Source organism: Agromyces sp. CF514 (assembly GCF_900113185.1).
Classification (GTDB): Bacteria; Actinomycetota; Actinomycetes; order Actinomycetales; family Microbacteriaceae; genus Agromyces.
Genome location: NZ_FOZD01000001.1, coordinates 2,375,031 through 2,391,522, shown reverse-complemented (window position 1 = coordinate 2,391,522; position 16,492 = coordinate 2,375,031). Strand labels below are relative to the sequence as shown.

The following is a 16,492-nucleotide window of genomic DNA, read 5'->3' as shown; positions in this document are numbered from 1 at the left end:
GTCTGCTCAGCCACCCGTCACCTCCAGGATTCGAGTCCAGACCACGTCGCCGTCGGGGTCGAGCCCCTCGTCGACCGCGCTCTGGCGGGTACGGAGCACTGCGGCGTAGTCGCGCGGCAGCACCTTGGTGAAGCGTTCGAACGCGGTGTCGCCCTCGGCCAGGAGGGCTGCCGCCACCGTCGAATCGGTGTTGGCGACGTGCTGCTCGAGCAGGTCGCGCACGATCTCGTGATCTGCGCTGCCCAGCGGGTGCAGTTCGAGCTCGCCGGTCTTCAGCGCCTCGATGTTCACCCGTTCGGGGCGGAGCCCGAGCACGTAGGCGGTGCCGCCGGACATGCCGGCACCGAGGTTGCGTCCGGTCTCGCCGAGGATCAGCGCGAGGCCGCCGGTCATGTACTCGAGGGCGTGGTCGCCGACACCCTCGACGACCGCGGTCGCTCCGGAGTTGCGCACGAGGAACCGCTCGCCGACGATGCCGCGGATGAACATGCTGCCGCGCGTCGCGCCGTAGCCGATCACGTTTCCGGCGATGACGTTGCGCTCAGCGGCGAACCCGCTGTCGCGTGCGGGACGGACGACGATCTGCCCGCCCGAGAGGCCCTTGCCGACGTAGTCGTTCGAGTCGCCCTCGAGTCGGAGGGTGATGCCGCTCGGCAGGAACGCCCCAAGGCTCTGGCCGGCCGAACCGTGCAGCGTGATGTCGATCGCGCCGGTGGGCAGACCGTGTTCGCCGTGCCGGACGGTGACCTCGTGTCCGAGCATGGTGCCGACGGCGCGTTCGGTGTTCTTGACGGGCAGCTCGATCTCGACCGAGCCACCGTCCTCGAGCACGATCGCGCTGCGGCGGATGAGCTCGTTGTCGAAGTGCCGGTCGAGCTCGTGGTCCTGGGTCCGGGTGTTGCGGCGCGGGTCGGAGTCCGAGAAGTCGGGGCCGACGAGCACGGGCGTAAGGTCGAGACCGGATGCCTTCCAGTGGTCGACCGCACGGTCGATGTCGAGCAGCTCGCGCCGGCCGATGATCTCGTCGAGCGAGCGGTAGCCGAGCTCGGCGAGGTACTCGCGCACCTCCTGTGCGATGAACTCGAAGAAGTTGACGACGAACTCGGGCTTGCCCGTGAACCGCTTGCGCAGTTCGGGGTTCTGCGTCGCGACGCCGACGGGGCAGGTGTCGAGGTGGCAGACGCGCATCATGACGCAGCCCTGCACGACGAGCGGCGCGGTTGCGAAGCCGAACTCCTCGGCGCCGAGGAGGGCGCCGACGATGACGTCTCGACCGGTCTTCAACTGGCCGTCGACCTGCACCACGACGCGGTCGCGCATGGCGTTCAGCATGAGCGTCTGCTGGGTCTCGGCCAGGCCGAGCTCCCACGGCGTGCCTGCGTGCTTCAGGGAGTTGAGCGGGCTCGCGCCGGTGCCGCCGTCGTGGCCGGAGACCAGGATGACGTCGGCCAGCGCCTTCGCGGTGCCGGCGGCGACCGCGCCGATGCCCGACTGGCTCACGAGCTTGACGTGCACGCGGGCCTTGGGGTTGGCGCGCTTGAGGTCGAAGATGAGCTGCTTGAGGTCCTCGATCGAGTAGATGTCGTGGTGGGGAGGCGGCGAGATGAGGCCGACTCCCGCGGTCGCGTGCCGCGTGCGTGCGACCCACGGGTAGACCTTCGTCGGGGGCAGCTGGCCGCCCTCGCCGGGCTTCGCACCCTGGGCGAGCTTGATCTGGATGTCGTCGGCATGCGTGAGGTACATGCTCGTGACCCCGAACCGACCGGAGGCGACCTGCTTGATCGAGCTGCGGCGCTCGGGGTCGAGCAGTCGCTCGACGTCCTCGCCGCCTTCGCCAGTGTTCGACTTCGCGCCGAGCCGGTTCATGGCGATCGCGAGCGACTCGTGCGCCTCCTTCGAGATCGAGCCGTAGCTCATCGCGCCGGTCGAGAAGCGCTTCACGATCGACTCGATCGACTCGACCTCGTCGATCGGCACGGCCGGACGCGTGCCGTTGCGGAGCGCGAACAGTCCGCGGAGCGTCATGAGCTCCTCGGCCTGCGAGTCGACGAGCGAGGTGTACTCGCGGAACACGTCGTAGCGACGGTTGCGCGTCGAGTGCTGCAGGCGGAAGACCGTCTCGGGATTGAAGAGGTGCGGGGAACCGTCGCGACGCCACTGGTACTCGCCGCCCGTCGAGAGTCGCTCGTGCGCGCGCACCGCGGCGTCCTCGGGGTAGGCGGCCCGGTGGCGGGCCAGGTTCTCGGCCGCCACGACGTCGATGCCGACGCCGCCCAGCTTCGAGACCGTGCCGGTGAAGTACTCGGCGATGAAGTCCTGTGCGAGGCCGACGGCCTCGAACGCCTGGGCGCCCGCGTACGACGAGATGGTCGAGATGCCCATCTTCGACATGATCTTCAGCACGCCCTTGCCGAGCGCGTAGATGACGTTGCGAACGGCCTTCTCGGGCGTGACGCCCGTGATGACGCCGGCGCGGACCAGGTCTTCGCAGGTCTCCATGGCGAGGTAGGGGTTGACCGCTGATGCGCCGAACCCGACGAGCAGCGCGACGTGGTGCACCTCGCGCACGTCGCCGGCCTCGACCACGAGGCCGACCTCCATGCGGGTCTCGGACCGGATCAGGTGGTGGTGCACGGCCGAGAGCATGAGCAGCGACGGGATCGGCGCCAGCTCGGCCGTCGAGTCGCGGTCGCTCAGCACGACGAAGCGGGCGCCGTCGGCGATCGCCTGGTCGGCCTCGACGCAGAGCTCGTCGAGTCGCGCGCGCATCGCCTCGGGGCCGTCGTCGACCCGGTAGAGGCCCTTGAGGGTCTTCGTCGTTCGCGATCCGCCGTCGCGGGGATCGATGTGCACGATCTTCGCGAGCTCGTCGTTGTCGATCACGGGGAAGTCGAGCGAGACCTGGCGCGCGTGGTCCGGACCCTGCGCGAGCAGGTTGTGCTCGGGGCCGAGCGACGTGCCGAGCGAGGTGACGACCGCTTCGCGGATCGAGTCGAGCGGCGGGTTCGTGACCTGGGCGAACTGCTGCGTGAAGTAGTCGAACAGCAGCCGCGGGCGCTGGGACAGCACCGCGACCGGGGTGTCGGAGCCCATGGCGCCGAGCGGCTCGGCACCCGTGCGCGCCATCGGGGCGAGCAGGATCTTCACCTCTTCCTCGGTGTAGCCGAAGGTGCGCTGGCGACGGTTGACGGATGCCGGCGGGTGCACGATGTGCTCGCGTTCGGGCAGTTCCGCGAGGCGGATGCGGCCCGAGTCGAGCCAGTCGCCCCAGGGTGCGGATGCCGCGAGGTCGGCCTTGATCTCGTCGTCCTCGATGAGGCGACCGGCGTCGGTGTCGACGAGGAACATGCGCCCGGGCTGCAGGCGTCCCTTGCGCACGACCTTCGACGAGGCCACCTCGAGCACGCCGATCTCGCTGGCGAGCACGACGAGGCCGTCGTCGGTGACGACGTAGCGGCCCGGGCGGAGCCCGTTGCGGTCGAGCGTCGCGCCGACGAGCGAGCCGTCGGTGAAGACGATCGCGGCGGGGCCGTCCCACGGCTCCATGAGCATCGAGTGGTACTCGTAGAACGCGCGACGTTCGGGCGAGATCTCGGTCTGGTTCTCCCAGGCTTCGGGAACCATCATCATGATGGCGTGCGGCAGGCTGCGGCCGGCGAGCGTGAGCAGCTCGACCACCTCGTCGAACGAGGCCGAGTCGCTCGCGCCCGGCGTCACGATCGGCAGGATCGGGTCGAGGTCGCCGAGCACCTCGGACTCGAGCTGCGACTGGCGCGCCCGCATCCAGTTGCGGTTGCCCTGGATCGTGTTGATCTCGCCGTTGTGCGCGATCATGCGGAACGGCTGCGCGAGCGGCCACGACGGGAACGTGTTCGTCGAGTAGCGCGAGTGCACGAGCGCGAGCTTCGAGGCGAAGCGCTCGTCGGAGAGGTCGGGGTAGAACGGCTCGAGCTGCAGCGTCGTGACCATGCCCTTGTAGACCATGGTGCGGCTGGACAGCGACATGAAGTAGAGCTCGAGCTCGCGCTCGGCGCGCTTGCGCAGGCGGAACGCGAGACGGTCGAGCGCGATGCCCGACAGGCGACGGCCCTTGTCGTCGACCGCGGCCGACTGCACGAACAGCTGGTGCACGGCGGGCATCGCGGCGCGGGCCAGCGTGCCGAGCTCTTCGGGGCGGACCGGCACCTCGCGCCAGGCGATGATGTCGAGGCCCTCGGACACGGCGATCGCGCGGAGGCTCTGCTTGATCTTCGAGCGGAGGCTCGGGTCGATCGGCAGGAAGGCGTTGCCGACGGCGTACGCGCCCTCGGCGGGCAGCTCGGCGTCGACGACCGCACGGAGGAAGGCGTCGGGGATCTGCGTGATGATGCCTGCGCCGTCGCCGGTGCCGGCGTCGGAGCCGATGGCGCCGCGGTGCTCGAGGTGGCGCAGGGCCTCGAGCGCGGTCTCGATGATGTCGTGCCCTGCGGTGCCGCGAAGCGTCGCGACCATTGCGAGTCCGCACGCGTCTTTCTCGGCGGCAGGGTCGTACATGCCCTGGGCGGCGGGGATCGTTCCGAACCTCGCGAAGGGTGGAGTGAGCGACACGTGTGACCGTCCTCATCTACTAGGTGGCAGCGGGGGACGACATCGGCCCAGCGGAGAGAAAGGGCGACGCAAGGTGCGGCGTCGCTTCGGAGAACGGGGGCGGTGCGCCTAGGGGGTGGTGGACCTGTGCGTGCTTGTGGCCGCGGTCTCGCCGTCGGTGTTCTCACTCTCGACCACGTCGTCGAGAGAGTCGGAGTCGGACTCAATGTCCGAGTCTAGCGCAGGGTCAGGACGCTTCCACTCACGTCCGGCCACGTAGGGCGTCGCCTCGGAGCCGGTGTGGCGGCGGTGCTGCACGATGAGCAGGACGACGCCCACGAGGATCGCCGCGAACGAGGCCCAGACGTTGACGCGGATGCCGAGGAACATCTCGCTCGGGTCGAGTCGGATGGACTCGAGGAACGAGCGGCCCAGGCCGTACCAGATGAGGTACACCGCGAAGGCGCGGCCCCATCGCATGTTGAACGCGCGCTCGAGGAGCAGGATCACGACGACGCCCGCGATGTTCCAGACGATCTCGTAGAGGAAGGTCGGGTGGAAGAGCGTGCCGTCGGCGAGGCCGGCCGGGAAGGCGGCGTTGTCGGACGAGATCTCGAGACCCCACGGCAGATCGGTGGGTGCGCCGAAGAGCTCGTGGTTGAACCAGTTGCCGAGCCGGCCGGCGGCCTGGGCGAGCAGCAGGCCAGGGGCGAGCGCGTCGGCGAAGGAGAGGAATCGGATGCCGGTGAAGCGGCATCCGATCAGCACGCCGATGGCACCGCCGATGAGGGCGCCGTAGATGGCGTTGCCGCCCTCCCAGATGTTCCAGATGGCACCGGGGGCGAAGGGGTTCCAGACGTTCGCGCCCGCGTAGAAGTAATCGGCCGGGTGCGTGAAGACGTGGTACAGGCGCGCGCCGATGATGCCGAGCGGCACCGCCCAGAGCGCGATGTCGAGCACGATGCCGGGCTCGGCACCGCGCTTGGTGAGCCGGCGCGACGTGATGATGACCGCGAGGATGATGCCCACCAGGATGCAGATCGCATACATGTGGATCGTGAACGGCCCGATCTGGAACGACTGCCACTCGGGATTCGGGCTCGGGATGCTCAGCGGTGCGATCACGCGGACTGCTGCCTTTCGTCTGGGGCTTCGGCCACTCGGGCCTCAGTCAGCGTACTTCACTCGGAACGCGTGCCGCGCGCGAGGTCCGCGGCCAGCGCACCGGCGGCGGCGACGCCGCCCTCGGCCAGCGCACGCACGAGCGCCGAGCCCACGATCGCGCCCTGCGCGTACTCGAGCACCTCGGCGACCTGGGCGGCCGTCGAGATGCCGACGCCGACGCAGCTCGCCTCGGAACCGGCCTCGGCGAGGCGGCCGACGAGCGTGCGTGCCGCCGCGTCGACATCGGCGCGGGCGCCGGTGATGCCCATGGTCGAGACGGCGTACACGAATCCGCGGCTCGCCTCGATCGTTCGCGCCAGGCGCGCATCGGTCGAGGTCGGGGCCGCGAGGAACACGCGGTCGAGCCCGGTGCGCTCGGAGGCGGCGATCCAGTCGGCGCCCTCGTCGGGGATGAGGTCGGGCGTGATGAGCCCGGCTCCCCCGGCGGCGGCCAGGTCGTCGGCGAAGCGGTCGACGCCGTACTGCACGACGGGGTTCCAGTAGGTCATGAGCAGCACCGGGGCATCCACGCGCTCGGTGACTCGGCGCACCGCCTCGAAGCCGTGCGAGAGCCGGAATCCGTTCGCGAGCGCCTGCTGCGTCGCCGCCTGGATCACGGGCCCGTCCATGACGGGGTCGGAGTACGGCAGGCCGAGCTCGAGCACGTCGACGCCGTTCTCGACGAGCGCGACCGCGGCCTCGACGCTCTCGTCGAGGGTCGGGAAGCCGACCGGGAGGTAGCCGATGAGCGCGCCGTTCGCTTCTTCGTTGCGGCGGCGGATGACGGGAGCGACCGTTCTCACTTGGCGTCCTCCTGGTCGTAGAGCTCGAAGTACTTCGCCGCCGTGTCCATGTCCTTGTCGCCGCGCCCGGAGAGGTTCACGAGGATCGTCGCCTCTGGGCCGAGCTCGCGACCGAGCTCGAGGGCGCCCGCGAGGGCGTGCGCCGACTCGATGGCCGGGATGATGCCCTCGGTCCGTGTGAGCAGGCGAAGCGCCTGCATGGCCGCGTCGTCGGTGACCGGTCGGTACTCGGCGCGCCCGATGGCCGAGAGCCACGAGTGCTCGGGTCCGACGCCCGGATAGTCGAGGCCGGCCGAGATCGAGTGCGACTCGATGGTCTGGCCGTCTTCGTCTTGCAGCATGTAGCTGCGAGCCCCGTGCAGGACGCCGGGGCTCCCCTTGCTGATGGTCGCGGCGTGCCGGGGCGTGTCGACGCCCTCGCCGCCGGCCTCGAAGCCGTAGATCTTGACGTCGGCGTCATCGAGGAACGCGTGGAAGAGCCCGATCGCGTTCGAGCCTCCTCCGACGCAGGCGGCGATCGCGGTGGGCAGCGAACCCGTGAGGTCGAGCACCTGCTGTCGCGCCTCTTCGCCGATGATCTTCTGGAAGTCGCGCACCATCTCGGGGAACGGATGCGGGCCTGCGACCGTGCCGAAGATGTAGTTCGTCGTCTCGACGTTCGTGACCCAGTCGCGCATGGCGTCGTTGATCGCGTCCTTCAGGGTGCGCGAACCGGTCTTCACCGCGATGACCTCTGCGCCGAGCAGGCGCATGCGGGCCACGTTGAGGGCCTGGCGCTCGGTATCGACCTCGCCCATGTAGATCGTGCAGTCGAGGTCGAAGAGCGCCGCGGCGGTCGCGGTGGCGACACCGTGCTGGCCTGCCCCGGTCTCGGCGATCACGCGCGTCTTGCCGATGCGCTTCGTGAGCAGCGCCTGGCCGAGCACGTTGTTGATCTTGTGCGAGCCCGTGTGGTTCAGGTCCTCGCGCTTCAGGATGATGCGGGCGCCGCCCGCGTGCTTCGCGAATCGCGGCACCTCGGTGATGATCGAGGGTCGACCCGTGTAGCTGCGGCCGAGCTCGGCGAGCTCTTCGTCGAATGCGGGATCGAGCTTCGCGAGGTCGTAGGCCTCGCCGAGCTCGTCGAGGGCGGCGATGAGGGATTCGGGCACGAAGCGCCCACCGAAATCGCCGAAGTACGGACCGGTCTGCGCTCTGAGCGCCATGTCACACCGCCAGGAAAGCTGAGAGGTTGGCCATCGGGTCGCCCGTGACGAGCGCCTCGCCGACGAGCACGACGTCGGCGCCGGTCGCACGGTAGTGCGCGACATCCGCCGCGGAGAGCACCGCGGACTCGGCGACGCGGATGGCATCTGAGGGGAATCGGTCGGCGAGCCGCCCGAAGAGGTCGCGATCGAGCTCGAAGGTCGAGAGGTCGCGGGCGTTGACGCCGATGAGGCGCGCCCCGACGGCCTTCGCACGCTCGAGCTCGTCGGCCGAGTGGGCCTCGACGAGCGGCGTCATGCCGAGCGACACGATGAGCTCGAACAGCTCGCGAAGCGTCGCGTCGTCGAGCGCCGCCACGATGAGCAGCACGAGGTCGGCTCCGGCTGCACGGGCCTCGAACACCTGGTACGGCGTCGCGATGAAGTCCTTGCGCAGCACGGGGATCGCCACTGCCGCGCGCACCGCCTCGAGGTCGTCGAGGGATCCCTTGAACTTGCGGCCCTCGGTGAGGACGCTGACGGCGCTCGCGCCGCCCAGCTCGTAGGTGCGGGCGAGTTCTGCGGGATCGACGATGCTCGCGAGCGCGCCGCGCGAGGGGCTCGCCCGCTTGATCTCGGCGATGACCTTCACATGCTCGGCCGGACGAAGCGCCTCCAGCGCGTCGAGCGCGGGCGCGCGATCGAGGGCCGCGCGCTCGACCACGTCGAGCGGGCGGACCTCACGGCGCGCGAGAGCGTCGGCGACCGAGTTGGCCGTCAGGTCGGCGAGCACGCGTCAGTGCGCCTTCGCGGCGACCTTGTCGCCGCCGACACCGTATCCGGCCCGCCCGAGCAGCCAGCCGACGAGGAGGCCGACGAGCACGATGACCGCCGAGGCCCAGACGAGCCAGACGATCTCGAACCAGAAGGCGAACGTGCCGATGGTGAAGCCGAGCAGCATGATGATGACGGCGGTCCACGCCGCGGGCGAGTGTCCGTGGCCAGGGTCTGCGGTCTCAGTGCTCATGTTGCTCCTTCGTGCTGGGGGTTCACCGCAAGTCTAGCGGCTGGGTTCGGTGGGGCTCTCACGCCCGTCGGGCGTCGGGTCGGCGTGGTCGCCCGAGTCGGTGGGATCGTCGCCTCGGCTGAGCTCGTCCCACGCGTCGACGGCGCGGTCGGAGGCCCGACGGCGTGCATCGGTCCGAGGCAGCGCTGCCTCACCCGACTGCCGGGGCGCGTCGCCGTCGGCGTGGGCAGCGGCATCCGCCTCGACGAGTCGGGTGGTCGAGTAGCGACGCGAGGATCCGGGCCAGCGCGAGCCCGTCACGAGGGCGGCGATCCCGGCGAGCACCACGAGCACTCCGCCCGCGACGGCGACCCACGGCCAGGCGGTCGCGTCGACGGATGCCACGAGGGCGGCCGTCGGCCCGGCACCGGCGACGCCCGTGGCATCCGTCACCGCCGGCGCGACCGCCTTGACGGGGTCGCCGAGGGCGATCGCGCTCGCGAGCACGATCGCACCGCCGAGCAGCACCTGGATCACGGCGAGCACGACCCGGATGAACGGCCCGGCGATCGCGAGCGCCGCGACGAGCGCGAGTCCGGCGAGCCCGAGTGCCGCGAGCGCCGGCGAGGCGACGCCGCCGCCGACGGCGATGGGGTCACCGCCGCCCTCGGTCGCGGCATCGAGGATGCGCAACTCGAACCAGGTCTGGCTCCACGAGAGGAGCGCCAGACCCGCGCCGACGAGCGCGACGAGCAGGCTGAGCGACTTCAGCCGCCCGCCGCTCACTGCACGCTCCGCAACGCGTTGGCGATGGCGACCGCGCGCAGGGGGGCCGCGGCCTTGTTGCGCGACTCCTCGAATTCGGACTCGGCTACCGAGTCGGCCACGAGCCCGGCGCCGGCCTGCACTCGCGCGACTCCCCCGCTGATCGTCGCCGTGCGGATCGCGATGGCGAGGTCGGCGTCGCCGCCGAAGCCGAAGTAGCCCACCACGCCGCCGTACAGTCCGCGCTGGGCGGGCTCGAGTTCGTCGATGATCTCGAGGGCCCGGGGCTTCGGCGCGCCCGACAGCGTGCCGGCCGGGAAGGTCGCGCGGAAGACGTCGACCGCGTTCGCCTGCGGGGTCAGGTCGCCCTCGACCGAGGAGACGAGGTGCATGATGTGGCTGAACCGCTCGACCCGCATGAACTCGGTCACCTCGACCGAGCCGGCACGGCAGACCTTCGCCAGGTCGTTGCGTGCGAGGTCGACGAGCATGAGGTGCTCGGCCTGCTCCTTCGGGTCGGCCACCAGCTCCGACTCGAACTCGGCGTCGGCCTCTGGCGTCGCCCCCCGAGGCTTGGAACCGGCGATCGGATGCGTGAAGACGCGACCCTGCTGCACCTTCACGAGCGCCTCGGGAGACGAGCCGACGACGTGGATGGGGTCGCCGGAGGCATCCGTCACGTGCAGGAAGTACATGTACGGGCTCGGGTTGAGGGTGCGCAGCACGCTGTAGACGTCGAGCGGGTCGGCCGTCGCCTGCTGCTCGAACCGCTGCGAGATGACGACCTGGAACACGTCGCCCTCGCGGATGTACTCGCGGGAGCGCTCGACCGCGCCGAGGAAGTCGGCCTGCTCGGTGCGATGCATCGGGGTCGAGTCCACGTCGAGGTCGATCGTCGCGAGGTGGGCCTCCGACGGACGCGAGAGGTCGCGTTGCATGCGGTCGAGGCGCTCCTGCGCGGCGACCCACATGGCGTCGGGCTCGTCGACGCCGTCGTTCAGCACGGATGCCACGAGCTGCACGGTGCCCGTGCGATGGTCGATCACGGCGAGCTCCGCCACGAAGCAGAACGCCTGGCCCGGGAACGCGTAGTCGGCGGGCGGACGGTTCGGCAGGTGCTCGATCTGCCGGATCGCCTCCCAGCCGATGAATCCGACCAGCCCGCCCGTCAGGGGCGGCGCACCCGGCACGTCGTCCGAGCGCCACCGCTCGTAGAGCGACTCGAGCGCGGCGAGCGGCTCGAGCTGCGCGGCATCGCCGAGGGCGCGCTCGGCATCGAGGCCGAGCCCGTGGTCCTGCCACTGCACGCCGCCCTCGTGCTCGACGAGGACGCCGTACGAGGAGACGCCGACGAACGAGTATCGCGACCAGATGCCGCCCTGTTCGGCGGACTCGAGGAGGAAGGTGCCGGGTCGGTCGCGCGCCAGCTTGCGGTAGATGCCCACCGGCGTCTCGCCGTCGGCGAAGAGCTCGCGCACGACGGGCACGACCCGCCGCCCCGGCAGCAGGCCGCGGAACTCGTCGAACGTGGTGGTGGCTGGCACTCGGGCTCCTCGTCAGTCGGCGGGCGGGAAGCCCTGGACGACCTCGAGCGGGTCGCCCACGAAACAGGTGCGGGTACCGGTGTGGCAGGCGACGCCGACCTGCTCGACGGTCACGAGCAGGGTGTCGGCGTCGCAGTCGAGCGCAGCGGCGCGCACGTACTGGGCGTGGCCCGACGTGTCGCCCTTGCGCCAGTACTCCTGCCGCGACCGCGACCAGAACGTGACGCGGCCCTCGGTGAGCGTGCGGCGCATCGCCTCGCGGTCCATCCAGCCGAGCATGAGCACCTCGCCCGTGCCCTCCTGCTGGATCACGGCGGGCAGCAGGCCGTCGTCGTTGAACGCGGCCCGGTCGAGGGCGGCCTCGAGAACGTCGCTCATCGGACGATCCTTCCGTCTGCCGCGAGCGCGGCCTTCACCTCGCCGATGGTCAGCTCGGCATTGTGGAACACGGATGCCGCGAGCACCGCATCGGCACCGGCCGCCACGGCCGGGGCGAAGTGCTCGACCGCGCCGGCTCCGCCGGAGGCGATCACCGGCACGTGCGAGAGTTCGTGCATGAGGCCGACGAGCTCGAGGTCGAATCCGGCCTTGGTGCCGTCGGCGTCGATCGAGTTGACGAGCAGCTCGCCCGCTCCGAGCTCGATCGCCAGGCGCGCCCAGTCGAGCGCGTCGAGGTCGGTCTCGGTGCGGCCGCCGTGCGTGGTGACGACGAAGCCCGAAGGCGTGCGCTGCGAGCGCTTGACGTCGAGCGAGAGCACGAGCACCTGTGCGCCGAACCGGTCGGCGATCTCGCCGATGAGGGCCGGGCGCGCGATCGCGGCGCTGTTGACTCCGACCTTGTCGGCACCGTGGCCGAGCAGGCGCGCGACATCGTCGTTCGAGCGGATGCCGCCGCCCACCGTGAGCGGGATGAACACCTGCTCGGCGACGCGCTGCACCATGTCGTACGTGGTGGCCCGATCGTCGACCGTGGCCGTGACGTCGAGGAAGGTGAGCTCGTCGGCTCCCTGCTCGCCGTAGCGCGCGGCGAGCTCGACGGGGTCTCCGGCATCGCGGAGGTTCTCGAAGTTGACGCCTTTGACGACGCGGCCGGCCGCCACGTCGAGGCACGGGATCACGCGGACCGCGAGCGACATCAGTGCCTCACAACCGCGCGGCGTGGATGGCGCTCACGAGGATCGCGCGTGCGCCGATCTCGTAGAGCTCGTCCATGACGTGGTTCATGTCGGTGCGCGGGATCATGACGCGCACGGCGACCCACTCGGGGTCGTGCAGCGGCGAGACCGTCGGAGACTCGAAGCCGGGCGCCGCGGCCGTCGCGCGCTCGAGCAGCGCCGCAGGCACGTCGTAGTCGAGCAGCACGTACTGGCGCGCGACGAGCACGCCCTGGAGGCGGCGCAGCAGCGTGGCCGCGCCCGGCTTGTCGGCGCCGGAGCCGATGAGCACGGCCTCGGACTCGAGGATCACGGGACCGAAGATGCCCAGGCCGGCCTGACGCAGCGTCGCCCCGGTCGAGACGACGTCGGCGACGGCATCGGCGACGCCGAGACGCACCGCAGATTCGACGGCGCCGTCGAGCTTCACGAGCTTCGCGGGCGTGACGCCCTGCCCGGCGAGGAACGCGCCGACGAGTCCGGGGTAGCTCGTGGCCACCCGCACGCCCTCGAGGTCGGCGAGGTCGGCGAACTCTCCGGCCGGACCGGCGAACCGGAACGTGGAGTCGCCGAATCCGAGCGGTGCGATCTCGACCGCGTCGGACCCGGAGTCGAGCAGCAGGTCGCGGCCGGTGATGCCGACGTCGAGCGCGCCGGAGCCGACGTACGTGGCGATGTCGCGCGGACGCAGGTAGAAGAACTCGACCCCGTTGCGGGGGTCGGCGGTGTGCAGGTCGCGCGGGTCACGACGGCCGGTGTACCCGGCCTCCCAGAGCATCTGCGCGGCGGTCTCTGACAGCGAGCCCTTGTTGGGCACGGCGATTCGAAGCATTTCTGTGACTTTCGTGTCGACGGTCTGACGGGTCGGAGCGCGATCAGAGATGTCGGTACACGTCGGCCGGAGCGAGGCCCTTGGCGAGCATCAGCACCTGCAGGTGGTAGAGCAGCTGCGAGATCTCCTCGGCAGCCTCGTCGTCGGTCTGGTACTCGGCGGCCATCCACACCTCGGCCGCTTCCTCGACGATCTTCTTTCCGATGGCGTGCACGCCTGCATCGAGCTCGCGCACGGTGCCGGAACCCTCTGGACGGGTGCGGGCCTTCTCGCTGAGCTCGACGAAGAGTTCGTCGAATGTCTTCACGGTTTCAGACTACCGGTGCCCGGCCGAGCGTCGTGCCGATGTGTCGCCGCGAGGTCGCGGAGGGCCGCGATGCGTTCGGCGGGCACCTCCGCGCCGAACACCGCCGAGCCCGCGACGAACGTGTCGGCGCCCGCCTCGGCCGCGATGCCGATGGTGTCGAGCGAGATGCCCCCGTCGACCTGCAGCCAGACGTCGAGGCCCGCCGCGCGCACGGCCTCGGAGACGCGGCGGAGCTTGGGCATCGTCTCGTGCATGAACGACTGGCCGCCGAACCCCGGTTCGACGGTCATGATCAGCACCTGGTCGAATTCGTGCAGCACGTCGAGGAAGGGCTCGACATCGGTTCCGGGCTTCAGGGCGATGCCCGCACGCGCTCCGATCGAGCGGAGCCGGCGCGCCAGCTGCACCGGACCGTCGGACGCCTCGACGTGGAACGTCACCGAGGCGGCGCCGAGCTCGGCGTATCCGGGCGCCCAGCGGTCGACATCCGAGATCATGAGGTGCACGTCGAGCGGGATCGGGCTGACGTCCTGCAGCCGGCCGACCATCTGCGGGCCGAACGTGAGGTTCGGCACGAAGTGGTTGTCCATGACATCGACGTGCACGAGGTCGGCGCTCGCGATCCGGGCGAGCTCGGACTCGAGGTTCACGAAGTCGGCAGCGAGGATGCTCGGGTTGATCCGCGTCGTCATGCCGTCAACCCTATCGAGCGGCCGGGGCCGCGTCGGCGGGTCCGACCGGTCGCGTCTCAGGCGATCGTCACGGGCGATCGGCGCACGAGCGCGATGAACATCGCATCCGTTCCGTGCCGGTGCGGCCAGAGCTGCACCGTCGCGGCATCCGATGCCAGGTCGAGCGGATGCCTCGACACGGCCTGCACGACCGAGCTCGTGTCGAGCGGCTCGGCGTCGGCGCCCCAGCGTGCGAGCGCCGAGCGCAGCGAGCCGTAGGTCTCGGCCGTGTGCGGGGAGCACGTGACGTAGGCGAGCACCCCACCGGGCGCGAGTGCCGCGAACGCCGCATCGAGCAGTTCGCCCTGGAGGCGGGTGAGCTCGGCGACGTCCTGGGGTCGCTTGCGCCACCGCGCCTCGGGGCGCCGTCGCAGCGCACCCAGACCCGTGCACGGAGCATCGAGCAGGATGCGGTCGAAGCCTCCGGGCGCGCCGAAAGCGGCAGCATCGAGCTCGCGTCCGTCGCCGACGCGCACGTCGACGTCGAGCGGAACGCCCGCGATCGCCGCGCGAACGAGCTCGGCCCGAGCGGGCACGACCTCGTTCGCCGAGAGCACCGCCCCGCCCGCGAGCGCCTCGGCCGCGAGCACAGCCGTCTTGCCGCCCGGACCCGAGCACAGGTCGAGCCAGCGCTCCCCCGGCCGCACCGGAGCGAATCGGCTGAGCGCGAGCGCTGCGAGCTGGGAGCCCTCGTCCTGCACCCGGATGCGGCCGCCGGCGGCCTCGATGACCGCGATCGGATCGGCCGCCGTCGCACCGATCGGCGAGTACCGGTCGGGGGCGAAGCCCTCGATCGCCGCCAGCTCGCCGAGCTCGCCGATGACGGTGCCCTCGTCGACGATGCCCGGCAGCACGGCGAGGTTCACGCGCGGCGACGAGTTGTCGGCCTGGAGCAGCGCCTCGAGCTCGTCGCCACGGCCTTCGTGCTCGAGCGCCGCGCGGAGGGCGCGCACGACCCAGAGCGGATGGCTCTCGAGGCGCGCGAGCCGTTCGTCGTCGCTGGGCGCACCCTCGGCGACGAGCTCGCGCCAGGCCTCGGCGTCGGTGCGGGAGACCGTGCGGAGCACCGCGTTGACGAACCCGGCCGCCTTGGGCACGACGCTGCGCACGAGGTCGACCTGTTCGTTCACGGCTGCGTGGGTCGGCACGCGCGTCGCGAGCAGCTGGTGCGCACCGAGGCGCAGCACATCGAGGACGGCCGGGTCGATCGCATCCGCGGGTCGATCCGCCGCGAGCTCGATGACGCGGTCGTAGTACCCCTGCCGGCGCAGCGTGCCGTAGGTCAGTTCGGTCGCGAAGGCGGCATCCGGCTGCGTGAGTCGGGCCCTGCGGATGCGCGCCGGGAGCAGCAGGTTCGCATAGGCCTCGTCGACGCGCACCGCCTCGAGCACCTCGAAGGCGACTCGCCGGGCCGGCGAGACCCGCGGTGCTCGCGGCGCGTCGGGCCGACGGCGGCCACCGGCTGACTGCCCTCTCGGTGCGCTCATGCGGCGACCACCCCATCGCGTCCGGCTCCGCGCCACCAGTCGGCGGCCGCCATTCCCGTGCGCCCCGCGGGTTGCACGCGGCGAACCTCGACGGGCGTATCGGCCGTTCCGATCAGCAGCCGTCTGGCGTGCGCGGCGATCTCGCCCGCGGCGAGCGTCGGGCTGTCGACCGCGAGCTCGGGAGCGAGCGCTGCGAGTTCGAGCACCTTCAGTCGTTGGCCGTCGATCGTGGTCCAGGCGCCGGGTTCGGGCGTGACCCCTCGGAATCGCGCGAGCACCTCGGACGAGGACCGTGACCAGTCGAGGCGCGCATCGTCGATGCCGAGCTTCGGAGCGAAGGTGGGCGCACCCGACTGAGGCACGGCATGCGCCTCGCCTCGGGCGATGGCGTCGACGACCGTTGAGAGCAACCCGGCGCCGGACTCCGCGAGCTCGTCGAGGAGCGATCCGGCGGTGTCCGACTCCACGATCGGCCGACGGAGCTCGGCGAACACGTCGCCGGCGTCGAGTTCGGGAACGAGCTGGAACACCGCCGCGCCGGTCTCGGCTTCGCCGGCGATGAGCGCGTGCTGCACCGGCGCTGCGCCGCGCCAGGCGGGAAGGAGCGAGAAGTGCAGGTTGATCCATCCGTGCTGCGGCGTGGAGAGGAGGGGCTCTCGCACGAGGCCGCCGAACGCGACGATCACGCCGAGATCGGGCTCGGATTCAGCGAGCCGCTCCGTGACCTGGGCGTCGAGTCGCGCCGCCTCGATCACCTCGAGCCCGAGGCGCTCCGCGGCCTGCGCGACCGGTGACGGGGTGAGCACCCGCTTTCGCCCGAGCGGCGCCGCCGGGCGGGTCACCACCGCAACGATCTCGTGGCCGCTGGCGGCGAGCCGTTCGAGCGAGGGGACGGCGGCCGCCGGAGTACCGGCGAAGACGAGTCGGAGCTTCTGCACACTCCATTGTC

The 16,492-nt window shown here is 70.9% G+C and carries 15 protein-coding genes; all 15 read right to left on the bottom strand.

What is annotated here, in order from left to right; genetic code table 11:
- Positions 1-6: 6 nt before the first annotated feature.
- The 15 genes from gltB to fmt all read right to left on the bottom strand — a co-directional run bounded on the left by gltB (position 7) and on the right by fmt (position 16,481).
- Complete coding sequence (gltB, locus tag BM342_RS10680; protein WP_092965540.1) at positions 7-4,533, bottom strand: glutamate synthase large subunit; 4,527 nt, start codon at positions 4,531-4,533, stop codon at positions 7-9.
- Positions 4,534-4,695: 162 nt separating this feature from the next.
- Complete coding sequence (gene lgt / locus BM342_RS10675) at positions 4,696-5,691, bottom strand: prolipoprotein diacylglyceryl transferase (RefSeq protein WP_092965538.1); 996 nt, start codon at positions 5,689-5,691, stop codon at positions 4,696-4,698.
- Between the two features lie 56 nt (positions 5,692-5,747).
- Positions 5,748-6,533, bottom strand: a complete 786-nt coding sequence (gene trpA, locus BM342_RS10670) for a tryptophan synthase subunit alpha (RefSeq protein WP_092965536.1) — start codon at positions 6,531-6,533, stop codon at positions 5,748-5,750.
- Positions 6,530-7,738: a tryptophan synthase subunit beta gene (gene trpB, locus BM342_RS10665; protein ID WP_092965534.1), complete on the bottom strand. Its 1,209-nt coding sequence runs from the start codon at positions 7,736-7,738 to the stop codon at positions 6,530-6,532. The genes trpA and trpB overlap by 4 nt, the downstream gene beginning before the upstream one ends.
- A gap of 1 nt (position 7,739) precedes the next feature.
- On the bottom strand, positions 7,740-8,510 hold the full coding sequence (gene trpC / locus BM342_RS10660; RefSeq protein ID WP_092965532.1) for an indole-3-glycerol phosphate synthase TrpC: 771 nt from the start codon (positions 8,508-8,510) through the stop codon (positions 7,740-7,742).
- A gap of 3 nt (positions 8,511-8,513) precedes the next feature.
- Positions 8,514-8,744 (bottom strand): DUF6704 family protein, encoded by a 231-nt coding sequence (locus tag BM342_RS10655; protein ID WP_092965530.1) that lies wholly within the window; start codon positions 8,742-8,744, stop codon positions 8,514-8,516.
- A gap of 33 nt (positions 8,745-8,777) precedes the next feature.
- Positions 8,778-9,509 (bottom strand): Trp biosynthesis-associated membrane protein, encoded by a 732-nt coding sequence (locus BM342_RS10650; RefSeq protein ID WP_092965528.1) that lies wholly within the window; start codon positions 9,507-9,509, stop codon positions 8,778-8,780.
- Positions 9,506-11,032: an anthranilate synthase component I gene (locus BM342_RS10645; protein WP_092965526.1), complete on the bottom strand. Its 1,527-nt coding sequence runs from the start codon at positions 11,030-11,032 to the stop codon at positions 9,506-9,508. The genes BM342_RS10650 and BM342_RS10645 overlap by 4 nt, the downstream gene beginning before the upstream one ends.
- 12 nt (positions 11,033-11,044) lie before the next feature.
- Positions 11,045-11,410 carry a phosphoribosyl-AMP cyclohydrolase gene (gene hisI / locus BM342_RS10640; protein WP_092965524.1) on the bottom strand — a complete coding sequence of 122 codons (366 nt, stop codon included), beginning with the start codon at positions 11,408-11,410 and terminating at the stop codon, positions 11,045-11,047.
- A complete protein-coding gene (hisF, locus tag BM342_RS10635) occupies positions 11,407-12,168 on the bottom strand; it encodes an imidazole glycerol phosphate synthase subunit HisF (RefSeq protein WP_092965522.1) in 762 nt (253 codons plus the stop codon). Before hisF ends, hisI begins: the two co-directional genes overlap by 4 nt.
- A 7-nt stretch (positions 12,169-12,175) precedes the next feature.
- Positions 12,176-13,018 (bottom strand): ATP phosphoribosyltransferase, encoded by an 843-nt coding sequence (hisG, locus tag BM342_RS10630; RefSeq protein WP_092965520.1) that lies wholly within the window; start codon positions 13,016-13,018, stop codon positions 12,176-12,178.
- A gap of 43 nt (positions 13,019-13,061) precedes the next feature.
- Complete coding sequence (locus BM342_RS10625) at positions 13,062-13,325, bottom strand: phosphoribosyl-ATP diphosphatase (RefSeq protein WP_092965518.1); 264 nt, start codon at positions 13,323-13,325, stop codon at positions 13,062-13,064.
- Positions 13,322-14,017 carry a ribulose-phosphate 3-epimerase gene (gene rpe / locus BM342_RS10620; protein ID WP_092965516.1) on the bottom strand — a complete coding sequence of 232 codons (696 nt, stop codon included), beginning with the start codon at positions 14,015-14,017 and terminating at the stop codon, positions 13,322-13,324. The genes BM342_RS10625 and rpe overlap by 4 nt, the downstream gene beginning before the upstream one ends.
- Before the next feature lie 56 nt (positions 14,018-14,073).
- Positions 14,074-15,543 carry an RsmB/NOP family class I SAM-dependent RNA methyltransferase gene (locus BM342_RS10615; RefSeq protein WP_092965514.1) on the bottom strand — a complete coding sequence of 490 codons (1,470 nt, stop codon included), beginning with the start codon at positions 15,541-15,543 and terminating at the stop codon, positions 14,074-14,076.
- Positions 15,540-16,481 (bottom strand): methionyl-tRNA formyltransferase, encoded by a 942-nt coding sequence (fmt, locus tag BM342_RS10610; RefSeq protein WP_255368668.1) that lies wholly within the window; start codon positions 16,479-16,481, stop codon positions 15,540-15,542. The genes BM342_RS10615 and fmt overlap by 4 nt, the downstream gene beginning before the upstream one ends.
- Between the last annotated feature and the right edge of the window lie 11 nt (positions 16,482-16,492).